The organism is Shewanella sp. AC91-MNA-CIBAN-0169, from assembly GCF_040310165.1.
GTDB lineage: Bacteria > Pseudomonadota > Gammaproteobacteria > Enterobacterales > Shewanellaceae > Shewanella.
This window is the reverse complement of the sequence record NZ_JBEOPM010000007.1, coordinates 43,083-65,360: the sequence shown is the minus strand read 5'-3', so window position 1 is coordinate 65,360 and position 22,278 is coordinate 43,083. Positions and strand designations below refer to the sequence as shown.

The 22,278-nt window shown below is 40.2% G+C and carries 23 protein-coding genes; 15 read left to right on the top strand and 8 right to left on the bottom strand.

From position 1 onward, the window contains the following. Positions 1-169 precede the first annotated feature (169 nt). Complete coding sequence (locus AAEY98_RS08350) at positions 170-553, top strand: Fis family transcriptional regulator (RefSeq protein ID WP_192116092.1); 384 nt, start codon at positions 170-172, stop codon at positions 551-553. Positions 554-608: 55 nt separating this feature from the next. On the opposite strand, the gene AAEY98_RS08345 is transcribed toward AAEY98_RS08350, so the two are convergent. Together AAEY98_RS08345 and AAEY98_RS08340 are read right to left on the bottom strand one after the other, a co-directional pair. After that, positions 609-1,160, bottom strand: coding sequence for a DUF1569 domain-containing protein (locus tag AAEY98_RS08345; protein ID WP_351016263.1), 552 nt, complete (start codon positions 1,158-1,160; stop codon positions 609-611). Between the two features lie 163 nt (positions 1,161-1,323). Further along, complete coding sequence (locus AAEY98_RS08340) at positions 1,324-2,667, bottom strand: hypothetical protein (RefSeq protein ID WP_351016260.1); 1,344 nt, start codon at positions 2,665-2,667, stop codon at positions 1,324-1,326. Between the two features lie 348 nt (positions 2,668-3,015). On the opposite strand from AAEY98_RS08340, the gene AAEY98_RS08335 reads away from it, so the two are divergent. The 10 genes from AAEY98_RS08335 to rnd all read left to right on the top strand — a co-directional run bounded on the left by AAEY98_RS08335 (position 3,016) and on the right by rnd (position 13,283). Next, entirely contained in the window at positions 3,016-4,029 is a 1,014-nt protein-coding gene (locus AAEY98_RS08335; RefSeq protein ID WP_182743680.1) for a permease, read from the top strand. 16 nt (positions 4,030-4,045) lie between these two features. Further along, on the top strand, positions 4,046-4,276 hold the full coding sequence (locus AAEY98_RS08330; RefSeq protein ID WP_162022927.1) for a thioredoxin family protein: 231 nt from the start codon (positions 4,046-4,048) through the stop codon (positions 4,274-4,276). A 398-nt stretch (positions 4,277-4,674) separates the two neighbouring features. Beyond that, positions 4,675-6,600, top strand: a complete 1,926-nt coding sequence (yoaA, locus tag AAEY98_RS08325) for a DNA repair helicase YoaA (RefSeq protein ID WP_351016256.1) — start codon at positions 4,675-4,677, stop codon at positions 6,598-6,600. A 73-nt stretch (positions 6,601-6,673) separates the two neighbouring features. Then, on the top strand, positions 6,674-7,375 hold the full coding sequence (gene tsaB / locus AAEY98_RS08320; RefSeq protein WP_101087574.1) for a tRNA (adenosine(37)-N6)-threonylcarbamoyltransferase complex dimerization subunit type 1 TsaB: 702 nt from the start codon (positions 6,674-6,676) through the stop codon (positions 7,373-7,375). Positions 7,376-7,434: 59 nt separating this feature from the next. Further along, positions 7,435-7,764, top strand: coding sequence for a hypothetical protein (locus AAEY98_RS08315; protein ID WP_059745362.1), 330 nt, complete (start codon positions 7,435-7,437; stop codon positions 7,762-7,764). Next, complete coding sequence (locus AAEY98_RS08310; RefSeq protein ID WP_101087575.1) at positions 7,757-8,434, top strand: M50 family metallopeptidase; 678 nt, start codon at positions 7,757-7,759, stop codon at positions 8,432-8,434. Before AAEY98_RS08315 ends, AAEY98_RS08310 begins: the two co-directional genes overlap by 8 nt. Positions 8,435-8,511: 77 nt before the next feature. After that, positions 8,512-9,294, top strand: a complete 783-nt coding sequence (locus AAEY98_RS08305; RefSeq protein WP_242445179.1) for a class I SAM-dependent methyltransferase — start codon at positions 8,512-8,514, stop codon at positions 9,292-9,294. Between the two features lie 21 nt (positions 9,295-9,315). Further along, positions 9,316-10,209: an alpha/beta hydrolase gene (locus AAEY98_RS08300; protein WP_162022931.1), complete on the top strand. Its 894-nt coding sequence runs from the start codon at positions 9,316-9,318 to the stop codon at positions 10,207-10,209. Between the two features lie 198 nt (positions 10,210-10,407). Then, positions 10,408-12,081 (top strand): long-chain-fatty-acid--CoA ligase FadD, encoded by a 1,674-nt coding sequence (gene fadD / locus AAEY98_RS08295; protein ID WP_101087578.1) that lies wholly within the window; start codon positions 10,408-10,410, stop codon positions 12,079-12,081. An 89-nt stretch (positions 12,082-12,170) separates the two neighbouring features. Then, on the top strand, positions 12,171-13,283 hold the full coding sequence (gene rnd / locus AAEY98_RS08290) for a ribonuclease D (RefSeq protein WP_101087579.1): 1,113 nt from the start codon (positions 12,171-12,173) through the stop codon (positions 13,281-13,283). Between the two features lie 102 nt (positions 13,284-13,385). On the opposite strand, the gene minE is transcribed toward rnd, so the two are convergent. From minE to minC, 3 genes are read right to left on the bottom strand one after another with little or no spacing between them, the layout of a single operon-like run. After that, positions 13,386-13,646, bottom strand: coding sequence for a cell division topological specificity factor MinE (gene minE / locus AAEY98_RS08285; RefSeq protein WP_011637201.1), 261 nt, complete (start codon positions 13,644-13,646; stop codon positions 13,386-13,388). 2 nt (positions 13,647-13,648) lie between these two features. Beyond that, on the bottom strand, positions 13,649-14,458 hold the full coding sequence (minD, locus tag AAEY98_RS08280; RefSeq protein WP_011637202.1) for a septum site-determining protein MinD: 810 nt from the start codon (positions 14,456-14,458) through the stop codon (positions 13,649-13,651). Between the two features lie 27 nt (positions 14,459-14,485). After that, positions 14,486-15,151: a septum site-determining protein MinC gene (gene minC, locus AAEY98_RS08275; protein ID WP_101087580.1), complete on the bottom strand. Its 666-nt coding sequence runs from the start codon at positions 15,149-15,151 to the stop codon at positions 14,486-14,488. A 119-nt stretch (positions 15,152-15,270) separates the two neighbouring features. Between minC and AAEY98_RS08270 the strand changes: the two genes are divergently transcribed. The 3 genes from AAEY98_RS08270 to AAEY98_RS08260 all read left to right on the top strand — a co-directional run bounded on the left by AAEY98_RS08270 (position 15,271) and on the right by AAEY98_RS08260 (position 17,058). Continuing rightward, complete coding sequence (locus tag AAEY98_RS08270; RefSeq protein ID WP_101087581.1) at positions 15,271-15,549, top strand: YcgL domain-containing protein; 279 nt, start codon at positions 15,271-15,273, stop codon at positions 15,547-15,549. Positions 15,550-15,580: 31 nt separating this feature from the next. Beyond that, a complete protein-coding gene (locus tag AAEY98_RS08265) occupies positions 15,581-16,549 on the top strand; it encodes a lytic murein transglycosylase (protein ID WP_351016251.1) in 969 nt (322 codons plus the stop codon). 62 nt (positions 16,550-16,611) lie between these two features. Next, positions 16,612-17,058, top strand: coding sequence for a YcgN family cysteine cluster protein (locus AAEY98_RS08260; RefSeq protein WP_162022933.1), 447 nt, complete (start codon positions 16,612-16,614; stop codon positions 17,056-17,058). Positions 17,059-17,128: 70 nt separating this feature from the next. Here AAEY98_RS08260 and dsbB read toward each other — a convergent pair whose 3' ends face one another. Together dsbB and nhaB are read right to left on the bottom strand one after the other, a co-directional pair. Beyond that, positions 17,129-17,638, bottom strand: coding sequence for a disulfide bond formation protein DsbB (dsbB, locus tag AAEY98_RS08255; protein ID WP_350978815.1), 510 nt, complete (start codon positions 17,636-17,638; stop codon positions 17,129-17,131). Positions 17,639-17,754: 116 nt separating this feature from the next. Then, positions 17,755-19,341, bottom strand: coding sequence for a sodium/proton antiporter NhaB (gene nhaB / locus AAEY98_RS08250; RefSeq protein WP_101087585.1), 1,587 nt, complete (start codon positions 19,339-19,341; stop codon positions 17,755-17,757). Positions 19,342-19,929: 588 nt separating this feature from the next. On the opposite strand from nhaB, the gene fadR reads away from it, so the two are divergent. Next, the gene (gene fadR, locus AAEY98_RS08245; RefSeq protein WP_101087586.1) at positions 19,930-20,649 is read left to right on the top strand and encodes a fatty acid metabolism transcriptional regulator FadR; all 720 of its coding nucleotides are present in this window, start codon (positions 19,930-19,932) and stop codon (positions 20,647-20,649) included. 117 nt (positions 20,650-20,766) lie between these two features. On the opposite strand, the gene AAEY98_RS08240 is transcribed toward fadR, so the two are convergent. Continuing rightward, positions 20,767-22,278 carry a SpoVR family protein gene (locus AAEY98_RS08240; RefSeq protein WP_351016248.1) on the bottom strand — a complete coding sequence of 504 codons (1,512 nt, stop codon included), beginning with the start codon at positions 22,276-22,278 and terminating at the stop codon, positions 20,767-20,769.

The window sequence follows — 22,278 nt, the reverse complement described above, 5'->3', positions numbered from 1 at the left end:
TTAGCTCAAACTTTAACAAGAGTTATGTAACGAAATAGCCGTTCATCATTAATGGTCACCAGAACTATGGTTAACGATATGTTCTGCGCATAAAAACATAATGTACTCGATAGCTTTTAATATGATGATGTATTCATCTAGTTGTACAGATTAGGAAGAACATTTTAGTATGCGAAAAACCGATAAAAAAATCGATAATAAATTAAGAGAGGGGTTAACCGTCGTATGCGAACATGCACTGGATAGCTATCCTGGTTTTGCATGGATTACGCACGTCGTTGATTACACGACATTCCCCAAGAGCTTACGAATTATTTGTATATTTGATACTGAAACACAACTAACGCAATTTAATCAAAGTGGTCATAAAGCGCTACTGTTAACGCTAATTCAACGCACCCTTGCTCAATACCAGATTGATCTCAAAGATATTAATCAACATGTTAGCTTTGATACTGAAACTGCTTGTGATCAGCAACATCATGGTAATTGGGCGTTGCGATTACATAATGCCAGTAGTATCGATAAAAACGGGCTATCTAAGCTGCACTAACGTTGCATTGGGATTTTGTTTACGCTCTTGATATTTAATGTTAATTTTTTAACCGTTAACTCATTAGATTAAAGTTCTGTTGGTGATTATAAAAATGCAGTACATGGGCAAGCTCGTAATCTGCTTTGTTTAATTCACCATAAGCAAAATGTGGTGCCAAATCAGTTTTATATTGTTGAAAATCTTTTAAAGATTGTATCAGCCTAGCGAGTGCTTGATTAACATCAACACTGCGGTCTAACTCTGGCGCAGCAGGGATTGGTTCGGCTAAGTTATGAGACATTGCGCCTTTAGTGGCAAATACGGTGAATGCCAGCGCCCCGACAGTTTGTTTAAAGAGTGCTGATTTATGCTCTGGAAACCCGCTCATTGAAAATTCAACACTTTGCGCGCAATGTGTAAACACTTCAGCACTGTTCCACTTGCCAGTGCTTAAACCTGCAAGTTGTTCGGTTGATAACATCGTTAACTTATTCAACTTGGCTAATAGTGCAGCAATGTTCAGTTGTGTTGGATCATTGCCTTGGCTTAACCATAATGCACTGGCACCAGTAAATCCTACCGCAGCGCCTAACATTCCCACTTTTAAAAACTGTCTGCGTTGCATTATGTGGCCTTTTTGGTAGGCATTAACTTACTATTTAATGTCATCATCATAATCAACTTAACGACTGTGTGCATCTGTGTGGATTGCTTATTTCTATAACAAGATGTTAATTGCCGTGGCAATCAATAGAACAAGCTCGTTAGCCAAATAATCAAATGGCTACTCAAGGGTAAATAATATTCGATGATGTCAGCTGCAATTGTATTTGACTGCTTATTTCGGCTTTTTGACTGGCTGTTAAGAGGGTTGAGTTATCAATTGCTGTCATCGCTGCTCGTTTGTCAAACCCACTCCAGACATTGACGGTACTGGCAATAGATTCTAATCGAGTCGTGGCATCATTAATGCGTTCGGCTACATTAAACGCTTGTTGTGGATCTGTTTGGCTCAACTGGGCTGATCGTTGACGAAAAGCAATATCTTTGTTGTCATCGGACAGCGAGTTAATTACCTGCAAAAAATCGACTTCCGAATTTTCTGCGAGGGCGTAGCTAGCATTAATGATAATATCCCGCTGAACATTCGCTTCATAATTATCTATTCGCGCTAGCATCATATTGGGTTCCACACTGGCTATTTCAGCTAAGGCACTGTTGAAATAATCTTGATTTAAATCGTAAGCTTGTTTTTGATTGTTTAAAAATACTAAAGCAGCCTCAGGATCTGTTTCTGACATTTTTCGAGAGACAATATATATCCCGCTGGCACGTTGCTCTACGGCAATAGTATCTAACCAATCGACAGCATCTTGAGTATTCTTTTCAACCAACTGATATACCATCGATGTAATAAGATAATTAGTCGACTCATTTAATGGCAGTGATGAAATGAGATTGGCGGCTTCGTTAGGTGACTGTTCAATGTAGTAATACATGGTATTTAAGTACATTTTTAACGTTGATTGAGTTTCTGTTTGCAATTTTAACCATTCAAATGCGGCTATTGCATCGGTGTTGGCCCATGAGTCTACAATCGACATGATGATCGACGACTTCATTGGTTCTACTGCTAATAACTCTACATCGCTTAATGCTTGTTGCGGATTTACAGACGCTAAACCACGTAAATAACCGTCGAGTAATGATTCATATTGTTCAGTCGACTTTTGCTGTTCTAGCCATGAAATGACATTTGAAAATTGCATTTTCCCCGCTATTTCTAAAATTAATCCATATAAGTCTTCATGTTGCGTTTCTTCGGCAACGAATAATGCTTCTAGAGGGTCTTGTTCGGCCAGTTGCATGATGCGAAAAATCGACATGTAAGGCGTTTCATCATTGCCTAACGATGCCTTAAATGCTTCTCGGTCGTGAGTGTTCTGGGTTACATCATTTACCGAAGTAAGATTAGCTTGACCTGCAGAGACAAATTTTGAAGTGTTGCCTTGTGGTGTTTTGGACAATAAATCGGCATGTTCGGTAGTGTCTGGGGTGTCACTAGGCCATATCAGCGGATAACTGATAAACCCGATACACCAACTTATAACCACTACAATTAACCATTTCATTATTGCTTTTCCTTAAGCTTATTGACTGTGTTCAAATATCTCTAGGGCTACGTTATTATGATGCCGTTAACATTGCAACGAATTATTCAGTAATAGATTTAATAAAAACGAGTTTAACTGACTAATTTTTATATTAATTTATCATCGACATTTAAATTTTGAGTTTGAATAAGTCATCATAGGTAAAACTGACAAAAACGAGACATTCCACTTAGAAAAAAATTAACCCGATATTATTTCGGATAATCTATGTTTATTTTTATCATCAACAAAATCGAGACCTGGATCTTATATTGCGACTAAAAATAAGGCTATCTTTACAGTAGTGTTTTTATAGAGCAATAACTTATGTTTCAGATTTTTTCTGATTTTGCATCTTGGCTTATATACAGTTTATTGGGGTTGTCGCCAGAGACCAAACTCGGAGATGCGCTGCATTTTTTTGTTGAAGACGTCACTAAAATTTTTGCTTTACTGCTGGTGATGATTTATTTCATTGCCCTCATCCGGGCTTCGTTAAATGTTGAGCGTGTCAGAGATTATTTAGCAGGTAAACACCGAGGATTAGGTTATTTAATGGGATCAGGTTTTGGTGTCATAACGCCATTCTGTTCTTGTTCGAGCATTCCTGTTTTTTTAGGTTTTACCTCTGCCGGGATCCCATTAGGGATCACCATGAGCTTTTTGATTACCTCGCCTTTAATCAACGAAGTCGCAATATTACTGCTTATGAGCTTATTGGGGCTCAAATTTACCTTATTGTATATTGCCGTTGGAATGAGTGTGGGAATGTTAGGCGGCCTGTTTCTTGACAGTATTAAGGCTGAACGTTGGCTACAGTCGTTTGCGGCCGAAGCCTTAAAACGTGGTCAGCAGAAGGGGGTTGGCAATACTGCTGATGATAGTGGCAAAGTGCAAACTATGTCATTGCCACAAAGGCATCAATTTGCCAAAACTGAGATGCTAGATATATTCGGCCGAGTGTGGAAATGGGTCATCATTGGGGTGGGTTTGGGCGCGGCGCTGCATGGCTTTGTACCAGACGGTTGGATTGAAGCGCATTTGGGCGACGGACAATGGTGGTCTGTTCCTGCTGCGGTGTTGCTCGGCATTCCACTTTATTCCAATGCGACAGGTGTTATTCCGATTATGGAAAGCCTTATTATCAATGGTTTACCAATAGGTACCACATTAGCATTTTGTATGAGCACTGTAGCGGCCAGTTTTCCTGAATTTATTTTGTTAAAGCAAGTCATGCAATGGCGTTTACTGGCAATATTATTTAGCCTTCTATTAGTTTCATTCACTTTAGTGGGCTGGATATTTAATGCATTTGCTCCGTTGCTATCATCTACGAATTAGTCATAAGGAACAATAAATGAAAATCATTAAAGTATTAGGTTCAGGTTGTAAAAAGTGTCTTGAAACTGCTGAGCTTGCCCAAGCTGTTGCCGATGAAAAGGGGGTTACAATAAAAATCGAAAAAGTGACCGATATGGCGCAAATTATGGCTTATGACGTAATGAGTACGCCAGCGGTAGTGGTTGATGAAAAAGTGGTCCACAAAGGCAGTAAGCCCACCAAAGAACAGATGGCAATGTGGATATAGAAGATATGTTTTACGGATGATTTTGTGATGCCTGATATATTGTCATTTGACTTATTTGGTCAAAATCGGCCGAAAAAGTCACGAGCATAAGTGTTAAACGCAAGGTTACCAATGAAAAAGTGGTATTTGAATTCACCCCTGAACACCACATTCAAAACCTGTTCTCTGAATTACTAAAAAATAAACGTTTGATTATATTTTATACGAGTCAAGAAATGCTGAGTCACGCTGGTGGCCAGCATTTTTTGTTTCTGGTCTAAATTTAGTCAAATCATCGATATTGTTTATACAACTGCCTTTACAACTTTTGGTGATAAACAGTTGGAACATGATGCCGTTATAAGCATAATAGCCCAAATCACACTACATCAGCATTAGCGCGATAATTTGAGGATGCTTTGAGCTCTACACTTACCCAATCTGTAATCCATGAATTTAGCGATCGCGGTGCGTTAGCCAAACATGTGCATCATTACCACCATCGACAAAGTCAGACAGATATGGCCGTTGCGGTCAGTGACGCTATTGCTAAAAAGCATAATCTGATTTTAGAAGCGGGTACTGGTGTGGGTAAAACCTATGCGTATTTAATTCCGGCCTTACTCAGCGGCAAGCAAGTGGTTGTGAGTACCGGCAGTAAAAATCTGCAAGAGCAGCTATTCCTCAAAGATCTCCCCGCATTACTTGCCATGTTAGATGTACATGTACCCATTGCGTTATTAAAAGGGCGTAACAATTATTTATGTCAGTTACGTCTTGAAAAGCAGATGCAAAATGCCAGTCAATTTAGTGAATATTATATTGATGATTTACTCAAGATTAACCAATGGGCACATTTAAGCAAAGATGGCGATATCGGCAATTTAACCTCGGTGGCAGAGCATTCAGAGGTTATTCCTAGCGTTGTGAGCACCAAAGAAACCTGTACGGGTAAAAAATGCGATCATTATGATGTGTGTTTTACCCGTAAAGCACGTATTAGGGCCATGGAGGCAAAAGTGGTGGTGGTTAATCACCATTTATTTTTTGCCGACCGCTTACTCAAAGACACCGGGTTTGCCGAGTTATTGCCAGATCCTGATGTGGTTATTTTTGATGAAGCCCATTTGGTGCCAGATATTTGCATTAACTACTTTGGCAGCCATATCTCCAGTCGCGAAATTGATCAGTTGCTTAATGGCATCATTAAAATACACAAACAACTCATTCGCGACAGTATTCAAATAGAGCAACTGTCGCAACGTGGGCTGTTGGCTTTGAGTGACTGGCACAATGCTATGTACGACAACCAAGTAACTGATTGGCGTAAAGTACTCGCCAATAAACACTTAGCGACAGTATCGTGGGCACTACAACAGGCACTTACCGACCTTACCAATGTAATGCGTCATCATCTTGGGCGTGAAGACCAACTCGACTTAGCGTTTGAACAATTGCATGAGCTTGCTGAAAAGCTACAAGACTATTTTGAATGCAAAGACATGCAAGCGGCTTATAGTGTCGAGTTAGGTCCGCGCTTTATCCTGTTAAGACTGAGTCCTATCAATGTGGCAAAACAATGCCAGCAGCTGTTTGATGCCAAAACTCGCTGGATTTTCACCTCGGCTACCTTACAAGTAAACCGAAGTTTGGGCCATTTTGCGACTGAGCTAGGCTTGTTATCAGCGCAACAAATCATTTTAGACAGTCCATTTGATTACCCTAATCAAGCGGTATTTTGTGTACCGCGCCATTTAGGTAAAGTAGGGCAGTCGCAACATACGGTAAAACAATTAGTCGATGTGTGTATTCAAGCTATCAACGCGGCTCAAGGCCGTACGTTCATATTGTTTACTAGCCATCAAATGCTCGAACAAGTTGCATCCGCTTTACAAGGTAAAGTCGCTTATCCTTTACTGGTACAAGGCCAAGCCAGTAAACAAAGTTTGTTAAATAAATTTAGGCAGTTAGGTAATGCAGTATTACTCGGTACCAGCAGTTTTTGGGAAGGCGTCGATGTTCGCGGTAAGTTACTCAGCTGCGTGATTATCGATAAGTTGCCGTTTGTATCGCCAGATGATGCTTTATACAAAGCCCGTGCAGCCAATGCCGAACGTCAAGGGCTTGACCCCTTTAACCATATTTCTCTGCCACAAGCGGTCATAAGTTTAAAGCAAGGAGTCGGGCGGCTAATCCGTGATGAGAAAGACCGTGGTGTGCTTATTTTGTGCGATAACCGCATCGTTAACCGCGCTTATGGCCAGGCGTTTATTAATTCTTTGCCACCCATGCAACGCACACGTGACTTAGACCGTGCATTACAATTTTTAAAACAAATCCCTTAAGCTTTTTAAAACCGTACGCATCAGTTATCATATTGAGTCTATTTGATGTTTTTTTACTGGGTAACCCATCATAATGCCAAAGCCGTTAACCATCCTCGCTCTTGATACTTGCACTGAAACTTGCTCCGCTGCGTTAACCATTAATGGTAAGGTGTTTGCACTTATTGCTGATGCACCACGTGAGCATAGTCAACGATTATTACCTATGGTCGATGAAGTGCTAGCCCAAGCCCAAGTGACACTGGCCGATGTGGACATGATTGCCTATGGCCGCGGTCCTGGCAGTTTTACCGGTATCCGCATTTGTACCAGCATGACCCAAGGATTAGCCTTGGGACTCGACTTGCCGGTTATTGGCATTTCGACCTTAGCCGCTATGGCCCAATTAGCCATAACAGAGCAAGGTGCTACGCAAGTATTGTGCTGTATTGACGCCCGTATGAAGGAAGTCTATTGGGGCCAATACATTGCCAAAGACGGCATTGCTACCTTAGTCGGTCAAGAACACGTTAGCGCGCCAGAAGCGATTGAGTTAACCCTCGATACACAACAAAACATTAGTGTTTGTGGCACAGGCTTTGAAGCCTATCCACAATTATTAACGATAGCGCCACACATGACACCATGCACCCAAGCAACTTATCCAGATGCGAAAGCCATGTTAATTCTGGCACAACAAGGTTATCAACAAGGTTTGCATACTACTGTTGATGAACTTTCGCCTGTGTACCTTCGTGATACTGTTACGTGGAAAAAACTTCCGGGCCGAGAATAGCCATTCACGGCAATTTGACATAAAGTATAAGATTCAAATATAGGTAAACGGTGTCGTTAATGACGATAAATTCAGCATTATCAATGGCAAATAATCAATCAGGCCCAATTAGCCTGAGCCAAGCTGTTGCCGGTAATCGGCCGATCATAGCGGCCCACGAACCTATTATTGTTAATCCTGCTACTGTAGAAACTGAGGTTCAAGGGATTGAAGCTCGCAACATGGCCATTGTTGATGATTCAACTTTATCGGCCAAACAGCAAGCGCGTGTTGAATACGACCGTGAGACTTACAGTCAGCGTGGCGCTATAGCGCAGTATTTATCGACACAGCATTCTGCTAAAAGAGACGAAATTCAACAAATGGTTGGTATTGATTTATATGCCTAATGTGCCGTTGTCTGCAACACCCAGTCGTAGCCGTTTTGTGATTGAATTACTGTTGGCTTTTTTACTGACGCGATTCCCTTATATCTCTATACCTTTTAAATGGTTTGAAAGTTATTTTCACGAATTATCTCATGGCATCGCGACATTATTGACCGGTGGCTCGGTCAGTCATATTCAGCTATTTCCAAACGGCGCTGGCTTTTGTTTTAGCCAAGGCGGCAGCAGTATCTTAATCGCTTATGCGGGCTATTTTGGCGCCGCACTCTGGGGTTATTCGATATTTCTGATGGCAACGCAAAAACAGACCATTAGATTTACCCTGACTTTACTCGCGTTTACCGTGGCTGCATCGTTACTTTTTTGGGCTCGCGATGTGTTAACCATTGTTATACTCAGCGTATTGATAATACTTTTTTTGTTACCACTTAAATTAAAAAACAGTAGTCTGTTAAACACCTTACTGCGTATATTAGGGTTAATGATTATTTTAAATGCCATGGCAAGTCCGATGGTATTATTGGGGTTAAGCGGTCAAGGCGATGCGGTTATGTTAGCTAAAATGACTTGGCTACCTGCATGGTTATGGGTAATAACATGGCTCGCCTTTAGCGGGTTTATGTTGTTGCTCTGTTGGCGTAAAGTTGATCGAAAAAAGGGAGTGTCAAAATGAAACGTAACATGATGTTAGGAGCCTTAATTGGCTTATCAAGTTTAGGTATGTCGACCGCAATATACGCAGCCGATAGTATGCCCGATAAAAAAGTGACGGCACCGCAGGTTAGTTCTGCCCTTGCTAAAGCAGTGGCCAGCGAGTTTCGTACTGCAGATAATAAACTACGTGACCAATATCGTCATCCTGCTGAAACATTAGCGTTTTTTGATATTAAGCCTGAACAAACTGTGATTGAACTATGGCCCGGTGGTGGTTGGTATGCTGAAATTTTAGCGCCATACCTAGCTGAAAAAGGCCAATATGTAGCTGCTAATTTTGAAACTAATCCTGCAACAGACACGAATCAAAGTGCTTATTACAAATCAGCTGGTTTAAAGTTTGAAAAATGGGTTAACGATAACAAAGCCAGTGTAGGCAATGTACAGTTTGTAACGCTTGATCCACCGGCTAAGTTTTCATTGGGTAAAGATAATTCTGCAGACCACGTATTAACATTCCGTAACTTGCACAATTGGGCAATGAAAGGAGAGTTGGAAGGTGTGTTTAAAGCCGCTCATGACGTGTTAAAAGTTGGAGGCTCATTAGGCATTGTTGAACATCGTGCCAATATCGGTATGGCTGCAGAAAGTGGCTATATGGATCAAAATCAAATGGTTGAGTTAGCCAATAAATACGGTTTTGAATTAACCGGCAGCTCTGAAGTGAATGCCAATCCTAAAGACACTAAAGATTATCAAAAAGGTGTGTGGACATTACCACCGCGTTTAGCTATGGGCGATCAAGATAAACAGAAGTATCTTGATATTGGTGAAAGTGATCGTATGACAATCAAATTTACCAAAATAGCCGCTAAATAATTTTTGTAAAGTGAGCCAACAATGTTGAACATTGATGTAGAAGAAATTCAATTGCCGTTGGCTCATATTACTCTTGCAGCTAAACGTTATGGTCAAGCCGACAAGCCAGTGATTTTGGCTTTGCATGGTTGGCTTGATAATGTCGACAGTTTTATCCCCTTAGCGCAGGCCTTTGCTCAGCAAGGGTTATTCGATAAATTTCAACTGATGTGCATCGATTGGCCAGGGCATGGATTATCAGATCATCGCCCAGGGCGTTATCCGTTGCATTGGGTTGATTATATTTACGATCTGCAAGCCGTGATCCATACCCTGTCACAAGAAACGGGTCCCATTATCTTATTGGGCCATTCGCTCGGCGGCATTGTGGCGTCAGCTTACAATGCATGTCTTGCTGACAACATCCATAAACTCATATTAATAGAAGCCCTAGCACCGTTATCTGAATCTGCCACACAAGCTAAAGATCGCTTACGAAAAGGCTTACAGCAACAACAACGCTTTAATCGTCAACTAGCCAGAGTCACTCCAACGTATTCTTCAATGGATACTGCGATTCAGGCTCGCCATCAACTCACTGGATTAGCATTACCATGGTGCGAAATGATCACCAAACGTAATATGGCCGCCACAGATGGCCACTATTCTTGGCGTAGTGATCCTCGGTTAAAATTAGACTCACTTAACCGTTTTACCTTTGAACAGGTTGACGCTTTGATGACAATAAGTGACACGCCTTCGTTACTCATTGTTGGCCATGATGGCTATAAACAATTAACAGTATCAACAGAGCAAGCCAATAAATGGTTTTCCAATATTGATATCGTTCATTTAGCCGGAGACCATCATCTTCACATGGGGAATGCCGATCTGGTTGCTAAATCGATTGGAGCATTTATTCTAAATAGCCGTTAGCCATAGGTGAAAACGCTGTTATTTTTAGTTTATTTATGTGATTATGATCGAAAATTAAAACACTTGTATGATTTAGTTCATGACAAGCAACATAATAAAGCCTGCGAAAACAATATTAATGATACGCAGACAATAAAATATTTTACCACTGACGGGGAATGCACGTCTTAGCACAGTGGGCATTATTAGGAGACACCTGTGGACCAGCCTTGGATTAATAATTTACCTGAACATGTTCCGGCCGAAATCGACCCATCTCAATTCAGTTCTTTAGTACACATGTTCGAAGATGCAGTAGCAAAATATGCTGACCAACCTGCATTTATTAACATGGGTGCGACGATGACGTACCGTAAACTCGAAGAGCGAAGTCGAGCATTTGCTGCATATTTACAAAACGAACTGCACTTAAATAAAGGCGACCGTGTTGCCATTATGATGCCCAATTTGCTGCAATATCCTATTGCTCTGTTTGGTATTTTACGTGCGGGTATGGTGGTGGTTAATGTTAACCCACTGTATACGCCACGGGAATTAAAACATCAATTAGTCGATTCGGGTGCAAGAGCCATCATTGTGGTGTCTAACTTTGCTAACACTCTAGAAGAAGTTGTTGATCAAACACCAATAGAGTCGGTCATTATCACTAACCTTGGTGATCAGCTCAGCGCACCCAAACGCACCTTAGTGAATTTTGTTGTTAAATACATTAAAAGATTAGTACCAAAATATCATTTACCGCATGCATTATCATTTCGCGATGCGCTCTCTAAAGGCCGACGCCTGCAGTACATTAAAGCCGATATTAGTGGCGAGGATTTGGCCTTTTTACAGTATACCGGTGGAACTACAGGGGTATCTAAAGGTGCCATGTTAAGCCATAAAAACGTAGTAAGTAACGTTTTACAAGCTAGTGGCGCTTATTCTCCAACGCTTGATGATGGTGCTGAGTTTGTAGTGACAGCATTGCCTCTTTACCATATCTTCGCACTGACAGTTAACTGTTTATTGTTTTTACACAAAGGCAGTAAAAATCTTCTGATTACTAACCCTCGAGATATCCCAGCATTTGTGGGTGAACTTAGAAAGTACCCGTTTACGGTATTAACGGGTGTTAATACCTTATTCAATGCTTTGGTTAATAATGAAGAATTTACTCAACTTGATTTTTCTGGTTTAAAATTGTCTATTGGCGGCGGGATGGCGGTGCAGCGCGCCGTTGCTGATAAATGGCAAAACCTTACTAAGACACGTTTACTCGAAGGCTATGGTTTAACTGAAGCATCACCATTGGTCACATGCTGCCCCTATAATCTCAGTGGGTACAATGGCTCTATTGGTTTTCCTGCGCCTTCAACCTTCATTCAGATACGTGATGATGATGGTAAAGTATTAGCCCAGGGTGAAACCGGTGAGTTGTATGCTCAAGGCCCGCAAGTGATGCAAGGCTATTGGCAGCGTCCGGAAGAAACGGCCAGTGTGATTGATAAAAACGGTTGGTTAGCCACTGGTGATATTGGTTATATGGATGAAAAAGGTTTCTTTTTCATTGTCGATCGTAAAAAAGACATGATTTTAGTGTCAGGTTTTAACGTATTTCCGAATGAAGTGGAAGAGGTTGTTGCCCTACACCCTAAAGTTATCGAAGTCGCTGCTGTTGGCGTTCCCAATGATGCCAGTGGCGAGTTAGTGAAGATTTTTGTGGTAGCAAAAGACAAATCATTAACCGAAGAAGAACTGATTAAGCACTGCCGTCATCATTTAACGGGATATAAAGTTCCTAAGCTGGTAGAATTTAGAGACGAATTACCGAAAACCAATGTGGGTAAAATTTTACGCCGACAACTTCGAGATGAAGTTAACAAAGCGTAAAATCAAAGCCGGCAACTGAGCCGGCTTTTTTATGTTTGGTTGTTATCAGCTTATCGTATTGCTCACACCTTTTTTTAGCGGAGCCTATTTTGTTAACGTTTGAATATATCAGTGATGATGCCAGCCTGTTGTCATTAGTTGAACAATACCAACAAAGCACCTTGTTGGTGCTAGATACTGAGTTTGTCCGCACTCGAACCTATTATGCTAAATTAGGCCTTATTCAAGCCTATGATGGCAAAACTTTAGCCTTAATTGATCCGGTTGCAATTACCGATTTAAGCCCATTTTGGCAGTTATTAACTGACCAAAATATTGTCAAATTAGTGCATTCATGCAGTGAAGATCTCGAGGTGTTTGCTCATTATGGTGAATGCCAACCAAGCCCTTTATTTGATAGCCAAATAGCGGCAAGCTTTGCTGGTTTAGGCCACGGATTAGGTTATGCCAAGCTCGTTGACGCATGCTTGCAAGTCGAAATAGATAAAGGCGAATCACGTACGGATTGGATGAATCGTCCACTGTCTGATGCGCAATTACAGTATGCGGCTAATGATGTGTTTTATTTATATCAATTATACCCTCAGCTGCAACAGAAGCTTGCTGCGGACAATCGTCTTGAATGGTTGTTTGAAGAAGGTCAGCGTATGACTGAAGGGCGCATGTCATTGCCAGAAGGCGACAGCGTTTACCTTAAAGTCAAAAATGCATTTCAATTATCGAGTCAGCAGCTAGCCTATTTAAAAGTATTGGCGAAATGGCGTCTAGCCAAAGCGGTAAGCCGCAATCTAGCGCTGGGTTTTGTGGTAAAAGACCATGCATTAATTGCATTAGCCAAAAAACAACCGACCACACTGGCGGAATTGAATAGTTTAAATGACTTAACAGATCAAGAGAAACGTATTCACGGCAAAGATTTATTAACAGTTATGGCGACGGCAGATTTAATTAATCTACCTGAAGAAGTTGATGTTGTTGCGCTTAAGTCAGGTTATAAATCAGCTTTTAAAGAAGTTAAAACAGTCTTAACTGAATTATGTGAGCGTGAAAATGTCGCATTAGAATTTGTTGGTTCTAAGCGCCATATTCATGAATTTCTATTATGGTTGTATCACAACAAACAAACACCAACACCGATACTCTTGGTCGGTTGGCGTGGGCAGTTGGTAGGTGATTTACTAGAGCCAGTGCGCTTTAGTTAATTCAGCTTTAGTTAATGCAATTTATCAACATACCAAAAAAGGATACTCGCATAATGCCAGTATCCTTTTTTGTGTTAAGCAGAGTAGGGTGACCTTGGCTGATTACTTTGAATCAGGTAAGGTAACGTTTAACTCTAACACCGATAAATTGTCATCGTTTTGGTCAAGTTGCACAGAGACTTGGTCATCTGATATTTGCACATATTTACGGATCACTTCGATGATTTCTTGTTTCATCTTTGGGAAATAATCAGGTGCACCACGTTCACCACGTTGGTGAGCCACAATAATTTGTAATCGTTCTTTTGCCAATGATGCGGTATTGGGCTTTTTACTGCTTCTAAAATAATCAAGTATCGACATAGTTAGCTCCCAAATATCCTTTTAAGGAATCCCTTTTTTTCTTCTGTAATAAATCGAACAGGTACATCATCACCTAATAAGCGTGCAACCGTATCGCCATAAGCTAAACCTGCATCACTTTCTTGATCAATAATGACCGGTACACCAGAGTTTGACGCCTTCAGTACCGATTGAGACTCAGGGATCACACCGAGTAATTCAATGGCTAATATTTCCTTCACATCCTCAACACTGAGCATTTCACCCGTTTTGACCCGCGCAGGAGAGTAACGAGTTAACAATAAATATTCTTTTATGGGCTCTAAAGACAATTCCGCACGACGTGAACGGCTCTGCAGCATGCCTAATATACGATCTGAGTCACGTACAGAACTCACTTCAGGGTTAGTGGTAACAATCGCGATGTCGGCAAAGTAAAGCGCCATCATGGCACCTTGTTCAATACCCGCTGGTGAATCACAAACAATATAATCGAAATCTTTGGCTAAATTTTCAAGTACCCGGCCAACGCCTTCTTTAGTGAGCGCATCTTTATCGCGTGTTTGAGACGCGGGTAAGATAAACAGTTTGTCGCAGCGTTTATCTTTAATTAACGCTTGGTTCAAATTAGCTTCACCATTAATGACGTTAACAAAATCATATACGACTCTGCGTTCACAACCCATAATCAAATCAAGATTACGTAACCCAATATCAAAATCGATAACGACAGTTTTCTTTCCTTTTAAGGCCAATCCGGTGGCAATTGCTGCACTGGATGTTGTTTTACCCACACCGCCTTTACCTGATGTGACAACAATAATTTGCGCCATTTATATTTATATCCTTGTATTTGCCGATTATTGGGGCAATGATTCAACAGTAAGAGATGCGCCTTCAAGGCGAACACAGCCTCTTTGACTTAGATCGTATTGTTGCAAATGTTCTGTCAACCAATACTGTCCAGCAATCGATACTAATTCTGCTTCTAACGAGTTAGCGATAATCACACTTTGATTATCTCCCGCAGCACCCGCCATGGCTTTCCCACGAAGAGCACCATATATATGGATGCTACCATCAGCAATGACTTCAGCGCCATTACCAACCGCACCAAAAATGATTAAATCAGCATTTTGTGCGTATATTTGTTGTCCAGAACGCACATTTTGTTTAACAATTTTAGTTGCTCGTACAGGCAACTCAGCTTTGCGGGCTTGTTTACCCGATTTAACCACTGCAATTGCCATGCTTTTTGCTTGTTCAATTTGTTCTGGGCTGGCATCGGTAATGCCTACAATAATAAGATTTCGGTCAATTAATAATTGTTTTAGTGCATTAAAATCAATGTGAGTATGCTGAATGGCTGATAAATTTAATACCAAGGGGGCGCCCAAAAAAAACTGGGGAGCTTGAGCCAATTTGTTGTCTAATTCAGCCGCAATGATATCGAGATCGTTATGATTGATATGCAGTACTGATAAGGTAAAAGACGTGGCCTTTAATTCGAGATTTTGTTTAGCCATCCCGGCGTGATTCTCCAATACTTCAGCGATAAACTGATTTACAATTATTTTCTTGTGCCACCATGTTATAGTGTGCTTAGTTGACTATCAAGTTTGAACCTTTGGAAATTTACACTAAAATGATATGTGCAGTATATAAAAGCGGTCGAAGAGCAGATACTTACCTTTTTGTCAAAAAACGTGATGTATTTGATGACGTTCCTGAACCGTTAATGGAAATGTTTGGTTCAAAGACATTAGTGATGATTGTACCTTTATCTAAACGAGATCATTTAGGTATCGCTGATATTGATAAAGTTAAGTCAGCATTAGTAGAAAAAGGCTATTACTTGCAAATACCACCACCGCAAATTAATTTACTCGAACAACATAAACAAGAATTAGCTTTTAAGAAATAAGCTCATTCTTAAAGGAGTAATCAAGACGAATATGATTCAAAAAATCATTTTATGTGCATTTTGTTACTTCATTTGTTCTAATATTGCCATGGCAGAAGACCGCCGTGGCGAATTTTCCGACTATTTGTTGGAACTACAACAAAGGGCAATAGCCACTGGCGTTAATCAACTGACAGCAGAACGCTATATTGCTAATATTAAAATCTTCAAAAAAGCCAGCCTCAATACCCATTCAGATGAATCACAAACATTAGAACACTTTATTCCCCAAGCTGTACCTGAAATTACCGTGAGTACAGCCAGAGCAATGTTTCAGCAACATGAATCACAAATAGAAAATATTAGCCGAACTTATCAAGTTCAGTCCCGATTCCTGATGGCATTATGGGGGATGAACTCTCGATTTGGAGAGCGAACAGGACGTTTTTCTGGGTTATCTGTTTTAGCCTCACTGGCTTATAAAGGCGATAAAGAAGCTTTTTACATTAATGAATTTATTGCAGCGCTCAAGCTAATCGAACAAAAAAATATTACCGAAGATTTATTGCAAAGTTCTTCATCAGGGGCGATGGGACAGATGCAAATGATGCCTAGCCAGATACTCCAATACGGTATAGATGCCGATAAAGATGGCATCATTGATGTTTGGAGCAGTATGGATGATGCCTTTGCATCTACGGCTAATATGCTACATCAACAAGATTGGCAATATGATTCTACGTGGGGAAGACAGGTAAAAACGACAATGATGTTAGATCCAAACTTACTTGGTTTACAATCACATCACACATTTCCAGATTGGCAAGCCTATGGTGTCAGGCGTTTTGATGGTACAAATTTACCCCAACGTAATGACATGGAAGTATCATTAATTGCGCCGGATGGACCCAAAGGCCGCTTTTATTTAACCTATAATAATTTTCGATTATTACATCAATTTAATAATTCTTTGTACGATACACTGGCAATAACCTACCTTTCTGAGAAAATTAAACAGTAAATTGTACCGTTTTAGGTGTAAAATGCGTGAAAATTTAGATAATAAGCCACTTTAGACATAAAATGATGACTCAGTTTTGGATAACCACACCTCTAGAAAACATGACCCCCGAACAATGGGAGTCTCTTTGTGACGGCTGCGGTAAGTGCTGTCTAAATAAAATCATCGATGATGAAACGGATGAACTTTATTATACCAATGCCGCCTGCCATCTATTGGACAACGATACTTGTGGTTGCCGAAGATATCCTGATCGTTTTACTTATGTGCCTGAATGTACTGCCATTACGCCTGAGAATATTGCTGAGCTGACTTGGTTACCCGATAGCTGTGCTTACCGACGTTTGCATGTTGGCAAAGGCTTACCTAGCTGGCATCCGTTATTGACTGGAAATAAACAGGCTATGCATGCGGCGGGTATTTCGGTACAAGGTAAAACCGTAAACGAAATGAAAGTGAAGTATTTGGAAGACTGTATTGTACTGTGGCCGATGCTAGACGTTGAATAATCAATTCTTTAAATATAAAAAAGACCTCAATGAGGTCTTTTTTATATTTGATTTCGAACTTTTTGCTGATTTATTTTACAGATTTAAGTGCAGGTAACAACATCAACAACCAAATAACACCATAAACAGCAAAACCAAGCATCATCCATTGTGCCATGCTGACAGACAGCCACGACCATGGTGAGTCACTACACATGCCTGTTGGCGAGAATACTGAAGGTAACCAGGTGTCTAATGGCATAAAACTGGGGAATTCGGGGTAAAAAGAACAAGTCGCAAACGGTGAAGGATTAACTTGCATCTGGTTTAGATCATAAGCTAATTTGAAGCCCCAAACCGCCGATACAGACCATCCAGCCATACCCACTAATCGTAACAACCACACTTTAGGTTGTAGTATCCCTATCAGCGCTGCCAGGATAATACCGAGTACAGCAACCCGAATATAAATGCACATGACACACGGCGCTAGATCCATTCCATATTGAAAGAAAAGGGCTGCCAATTCCAATCCAATGGCGGACAATAATAATAAACCCCAAGACAAACGGTTATGGCAAAACTGCTGTAGTTGCGACAATTTCAGTTCCTAATAAATGTGTTAACAGATAAAAAAACACCCTCAAATGAGGGTGTTTACACAAACAATAGAGACTTTAAGATAATTTATCTACTAAGTCCAATAAGCTGATTTAATTAATGCCCCATTGCCGCGCCACTGATGTCTTTGGCTGAGTGGTGGATAATTAATTGAGTTTCATAAAGTAAATCAGTCATGTCGACTAAGAAACCTGACTCAATGGCCATCACGCCCACAATTGATAATACAATCGTATAAGGCAACGCCATCCATACCATACGGCCGTACGATAAACGAATAAGCGGTGCTATGGCCGAGGTTAACAAGAATAAGAACGCTGCTTGTCCATTCGGCGTAGCCACAGAAGGTAGGTTAGTACCGGTATTAATTGCCACAGCAAGTAAATCAAATTGATCTCGAGTGATTTGGCCACTCATCAATGCTGCTTTCACTTCATTAATGTAAACAGTTCCCACAAACACGTTATCACTGACCATAGATAACAAGCCGTTAGCGATGTAAAAAATCACTAACTGCATATTGCCTTCATAACCTAATGCCCATTGGATCACTGGAGCAAACAGTTCCTGGTCAATAATCACACCAACGATGGCAAAAAATACCGCCAATAGTGCAGTGAAAGGTAAAGCTTCTTCAAATGCTTTACCCAAAGAATGTTCGTCGGTTATACCATTAAACGCAGTGGCTAAGATGATGACTGATAAACCAATGAGGCCAACAGAAGCTAGGTGAAGTGCTAAACCAGCAATTAACCAAATACCAATAAGGGCTTGGATAACCAATTTCATTTTATCTTGATTGGTTCTGTGCGAGTCTTCATGAGTGGCGTAATCAGTTAAAATCTTATGTACTGCATCAGGTAATTGTGCGCCATAACCAAAGACTTTGAATTTTTCGACAAGAAAACAAGTGAATATACCTGCAACCAATACTGGCATTGTCACTGGCGACATCCGTAAGAAAAACTCACCAAACTGCCAATGGGCTTGGGCCGCAATGATTAAGTTTTGTGGTTCGCCAACCATGGTGCAAACACCACCAAGAGCGGTACCAATGCCTGAATGCATTAATAAATTACGTAAGAATGCTCGGAACGATTCTAATTCTTCATTGTTTAACTGTTCAGTTGTTTCAGATGTATGGTCGTGACCATCATTAAAACTCTTTCCTGAAGCCACTTTGTGGTAGATAGAGTAAAAACCAACGGCAACAGCAATAATAACCGCGATGACCGTTAACGCATCTAAGAACGCAGATAAGAATGCCGACGCAGTACAAAACATCAATGAAACGATGATTTTCGAACGTACTTTGGTAATCATCTTGGTAAATACAAACAGTAACAACTGCTTCATAAAGTAAATACCAGCGACCATGAAGACTAAAAGTAACAATACTTCTAAGTTTGCTTCAATTTCATGTAGAACTTGCGAGGGAGATGTCATGCCAATAAATACGGCTTGAATTGCGAGCAAACCGCCGGGCTGAAGTGGATAACATTTAAGTGCCATTGCTAGAGTGAAAATAAATTCAACGACTAGCACCCATCCAGCGATAAATGGACTGACATAAAAAAACAGCAGGGGATTTATTACTAAAAATGCCAAAATTGCGTATTTGTACCATTTAGGTGAATTGCCTAAAAAGTTTACAAATAGCGCCTGACTTTTGGTTACAGGCATATCAGCCTCTCCGATATTGTTATTGTGGCAGTATTGTTACCATTTTTTGATAGCTTACAATACATCATTATTTTCAAATAGATTTGGGAGAATAGAGGCAACTCAGATTAGAAAACTTGATAAGCATCAATTTTTCGTTAATTGAGTTTAAAATTCAATTCGATTGAACTGAGTATTTTGGCCAATTACTCTCTGTTGAATAAAGATATCTTGTTATAGCAAACAATGTGTTAGCAAAATAGTTTACTCACTAACTACGTATGGCTCTTATTTTCATCGCTAGTGTAGCTTAAAAAAAATCGAATTGTAACGCTGTTATTGTCGTTAGAATTAACACGTGGCGTTAACAAACTAGCTACATCATTATATACTAAACTTAAAGAGTTCTATCAGATAAATTGATGATATGTCGATGATTATAGTGGTTTAATGTGATGAATATTCAATTATTGATTTTTGCTCAGTTTAGTTGTTTGAAAATCAATCGTAATGAGCGTAGTGATTAAACAATGGTTTTTATTTTCTACCGCTCTGGTATGATCAGTCACAATAGTTTCGCCATTGTTTAGCAATAGGATATGAAGGCTGATGATCATCAATGCCAAAGGGCCAGCGAGTTTTGCCGAGAAATATATTGTTCGTTCCATTTGGGAAAACAAATTTCCACCGGGATCAATTTTACCTGCTGAACGTGAGCTCTCTGAACTTATCGGTGTTACTCGAACAACGTTAAGAGAAGTGTTACAACGTCTTGCTCGAGATGGTTGGTTGAAAATTCAACATGGTAAACCTACCCAGGTGAATAATTTTTGGGAAACGTCTGGGTTAAATATTTTAGAAACCATTGCTGATTTAAATCCGGATGGTTTTCCGCTACTTGTCGACCAATTAATGGCTGCTCGTGGTAACGTAAGCAACATTTATTTTCGGGCCTCCATTCGCCACAATCCTGAAAAAGTAGTTGATGTATTAGCGGGTATTCATAGCTTAGAAAATGATGCAGAAGCGTATGCTACATTTGATTACCAATTGCATCATACATTAGCTTTTGCATCAGGTAATCCATTGTATGTATTGATTTTAAATGGTTTCAAAGGTCTTTATAATCGTGTTGGTCGATATTATTTTTCGAGCCAAGAAGCTCGTGAATTAACCATGCGTTTTTATGTCAAACTTGAAAAGTTAGCTAAAGATAAAAATTACTCTGACGTACCAGCATTAATGCGTATCAATGGTATCGAAAGTGGCAAAATGTGGCAAAAATTACGTGATGATTTACCTGCTGAAATGGGTCATGATAAATCCTAGTGAATTAGTGAGTAAAACCTCTCATTTACACTTAAAAAAGAGCCAATCAAATCGATTGGCTCTTTTTTATAGCATAAATCATCTCGTTCAAACCACAGACTGTAAACTAGATAGACTTTATGCTGCTGTTTCTGGACACATTGATAAGGTACTAACAATGCCTAAGTCATCAAGTTGCTCCAAGGTGACATTAAATCCCCATAATCGATGTAAATGCTTTAATACCTCTTGATGATTGTCTGCCAGCGGGATGCCGTCAAATGGTATGTAGCGTAAGATAATTGATCTGTCACCGTTCACTTGCACTTGTTGTACTTGTATATTGGGCTCAATATTCGACAGATTATATTGTTGTGATAGGGTGTTGCGAATATCTTGGTAACCTTGATCATCATGAATGGCCGATATTGATAGTTGACTGCGTTTTTCATTATCTAAAATACCAAATAGCTTAAAGTCACGAATCACTTTAGGTGATAAATATTGGCTAATAAAACTCTCATCTTTAAAGTGTTTCATGGCAAAGTGAACCGTTGTCAGCCAATCGCTGTCTGCAATGTCTGGAAACCATTTTCGATCTTCTTCAGTGGGGGTTTCGCAGATGCGCCTGATATCGATAAACATTGCAAAACCTAAAGCATAGGGGTTTATGCCACTATAATGTGGACTATTATAGGCAGGTTGAGCGACCACTGCGGTGTGATTTTGCAAGAATTCCAACATGAAACGGTCGGTAACTTTATCGGTATCATATAAGCGATTAAGTATGGTGTAATGCCAAAAAGTTGCCCAGCCTTCGTTCATCACTTGGGTTTGCTTTTGTGGGTAAAAATATTGCGCCATCTTACGTACTATGCGCACCAATTCACGTTGCCAAGGTGCTAATAATGGTGCGTTTTTTTCAATAAAATATAAAATGTTTTCTTGAGGTTCACTGGGGAAAATAGCCGTCGTTTCAGGGGTGTCTGTTTGTGGCGATGTAGGCAGCGTTCGCCATAAGTCATTCACTTGGCTTTGCAAATAATCTTCACGCTCTTGTTGTCTTGCTTGTTCTTCTTTGAGTGACACTTCAGCTGGACGTTTGTAGCGGTCTACACCGTAATTCATTAATGCATGGCAAGAGTCTAAGGTCAGTTCAACTTGCTCTACACCATAACGTAATTCACATTCACGAATATAATTCTTAGCAAAAACTAAATAATCAATAATCGAACTCGCATCGGTCCAGGTGTTAAATAAATAGTTATTTTTAAAAAAACTATTGTGGCCATAACAGGCGTGAGCCATAACCAATGCTTGCATCGTGATGGTATTTTCTTCCATTAAATAGGCGATGCAGGGGGCGGAATTTATCACAATTTCATAAGCTAACCCCATTTGGCCGCGCTTGTAGCCTTGTTCTGTTTGGATAAACCGTTTACCAAATGACCAATGAGTGTAACCAATGGGCATTCCTATCCCTGCATAGGCATCCATCATTTGTTCCGCGGTAATAATTTCAATTTGATTCGGATAAGTATCAAGTTTAAAGAAAGCCGCGGCCTGTTCAATTTCATATTGATATTGTTGCAGTAAATCAAATGTCCACTCGGGACCATCATCTAACGGGTTACGTTTATGTTGAACCAT

Coding starts and splice junctions, on each gene's coding strand:
- AAEY98_RS08350 (WP_192116092.1), top strand. CDS start 170: ATGCGAAAAACCGATAAAAAAATCGATAATAAATTAAGAGAGGGGTTA.
- AAEY98_RS08345 (WP_351016263.1), bottom strand. CDS start 1,160: ATGCAACGCAGACAGTTTTTAAAAGTGGGAATGTTAGGCGCTGCGGTA.
- AAEY98_RS08340 (WP_351016260.1), bottom strand. CDS start 2,667: ATGAAATGGTTAATTGTAGTGGTTATAAGTTGGTGTATCGGGTTTATC.
- AAEY98_RS08335 (WP_182743680.1), top strand. CDS start 3,016: ATGTTTCAGATTTTTTCTGATTTTGCATCTTGGCTTATATACAGTTTA.
- AAEY98_RS08330 (WP_162022927.1), top strand. CDS start 4,046: ATGAAAATCATTAAAGTATTAGGTTCAGGTTGTAAAAAGTGTCTTGAA.
- tsaB (WP_101087574.1), top strand. CDS start 6,674: ATGCCAAAGCCGTTAACCATCCTCGCTCTTGATACTTGCACTGAAACT.
- AAEY98_RS08315 (WP_059745362.1), top strand. CDS start 7,435: ATGACGATAAATTCAGCATTATCAATGGCAAATAATCAATCAGGCCCA.
- AAEY98_RS08310 (WP_101087575.1), top strand. CDS start 7,757: ATGCCTAATGTGCCGTTGTCTGCAACACCCAGTCGTAGCCGTTTTGTG.
- AAEY98_RS08305 (WP_242445179.1), top strand. CDS start 8,512: ATGCCCGATAAAAAAGTGACGGCACCGCAGGTTAGTTCTGCCCTTGCT.
- AAEY98_RS08300 (WP_162022931.1), top strand. CDS start 9,316: ATGTTGAACATTGATGTAGAAGAAATTCAATTGCCGTTGGCTCATATT.
- minE (WP_011637201.1), bottom strand. CDS start 13,646: ATGTCGATACTTGATTATTTTAGAAGCAGTAAAAAGCCCAATACCGCA.
- minD (WP_011637202.1), bottom strand. CDS start 14,458: ATGGCGCAAATTATTGTTGTCACATCAGGTAAAGGCGGTGTGGGTAAA.
- minC (WP_101087580.1), bottom strand. CDS start 15,151: ATGGCTAAACAAAATCTCGAATTAAAGGCCACGTCTTTTACCTTATCA.
- AAEY98_RS08270 (WP_101087581.1), top strand. CDS start 15,271: ATGATATGTGCAGTATATAAAAGCGGTCGAAGAGCAGATACTTACCTT.
- AAEY98_RS08265 (WP_351016251.1), top strand. CDS start 15,581: ATGATTCAAAAAATCATTTTATGTGCATTTTGTTACTTCATTTGTTCT.
- AAEY98_RS08260 (WP_162022933.1), top strand. CDS start 16,612: ATGATGACTCAGTTTTGGATAACCACACCTCTAGAAAACATGACCCCC.
- nhaB (WP_101087585.1), bottom strand. CDS start 19,341: ATGCCTGTAACCAAAAGTCAGGCGCTATTTGTAAACTTTTTAGGCAAT.
- fadR (WP_101087586.1), top strand. CDS start 19,930: ATGATCATCAATGCCAAAGGGCCAGCGAGTTTTGCCGAGAAATATATT.
- AAEY98_RS08240 (WP_351016248.1), bottom strand. CDS start 22,278: ATGGTTCAACATAAACGTAACCCGTTAGATGATGGTCCCGAGTGGACA.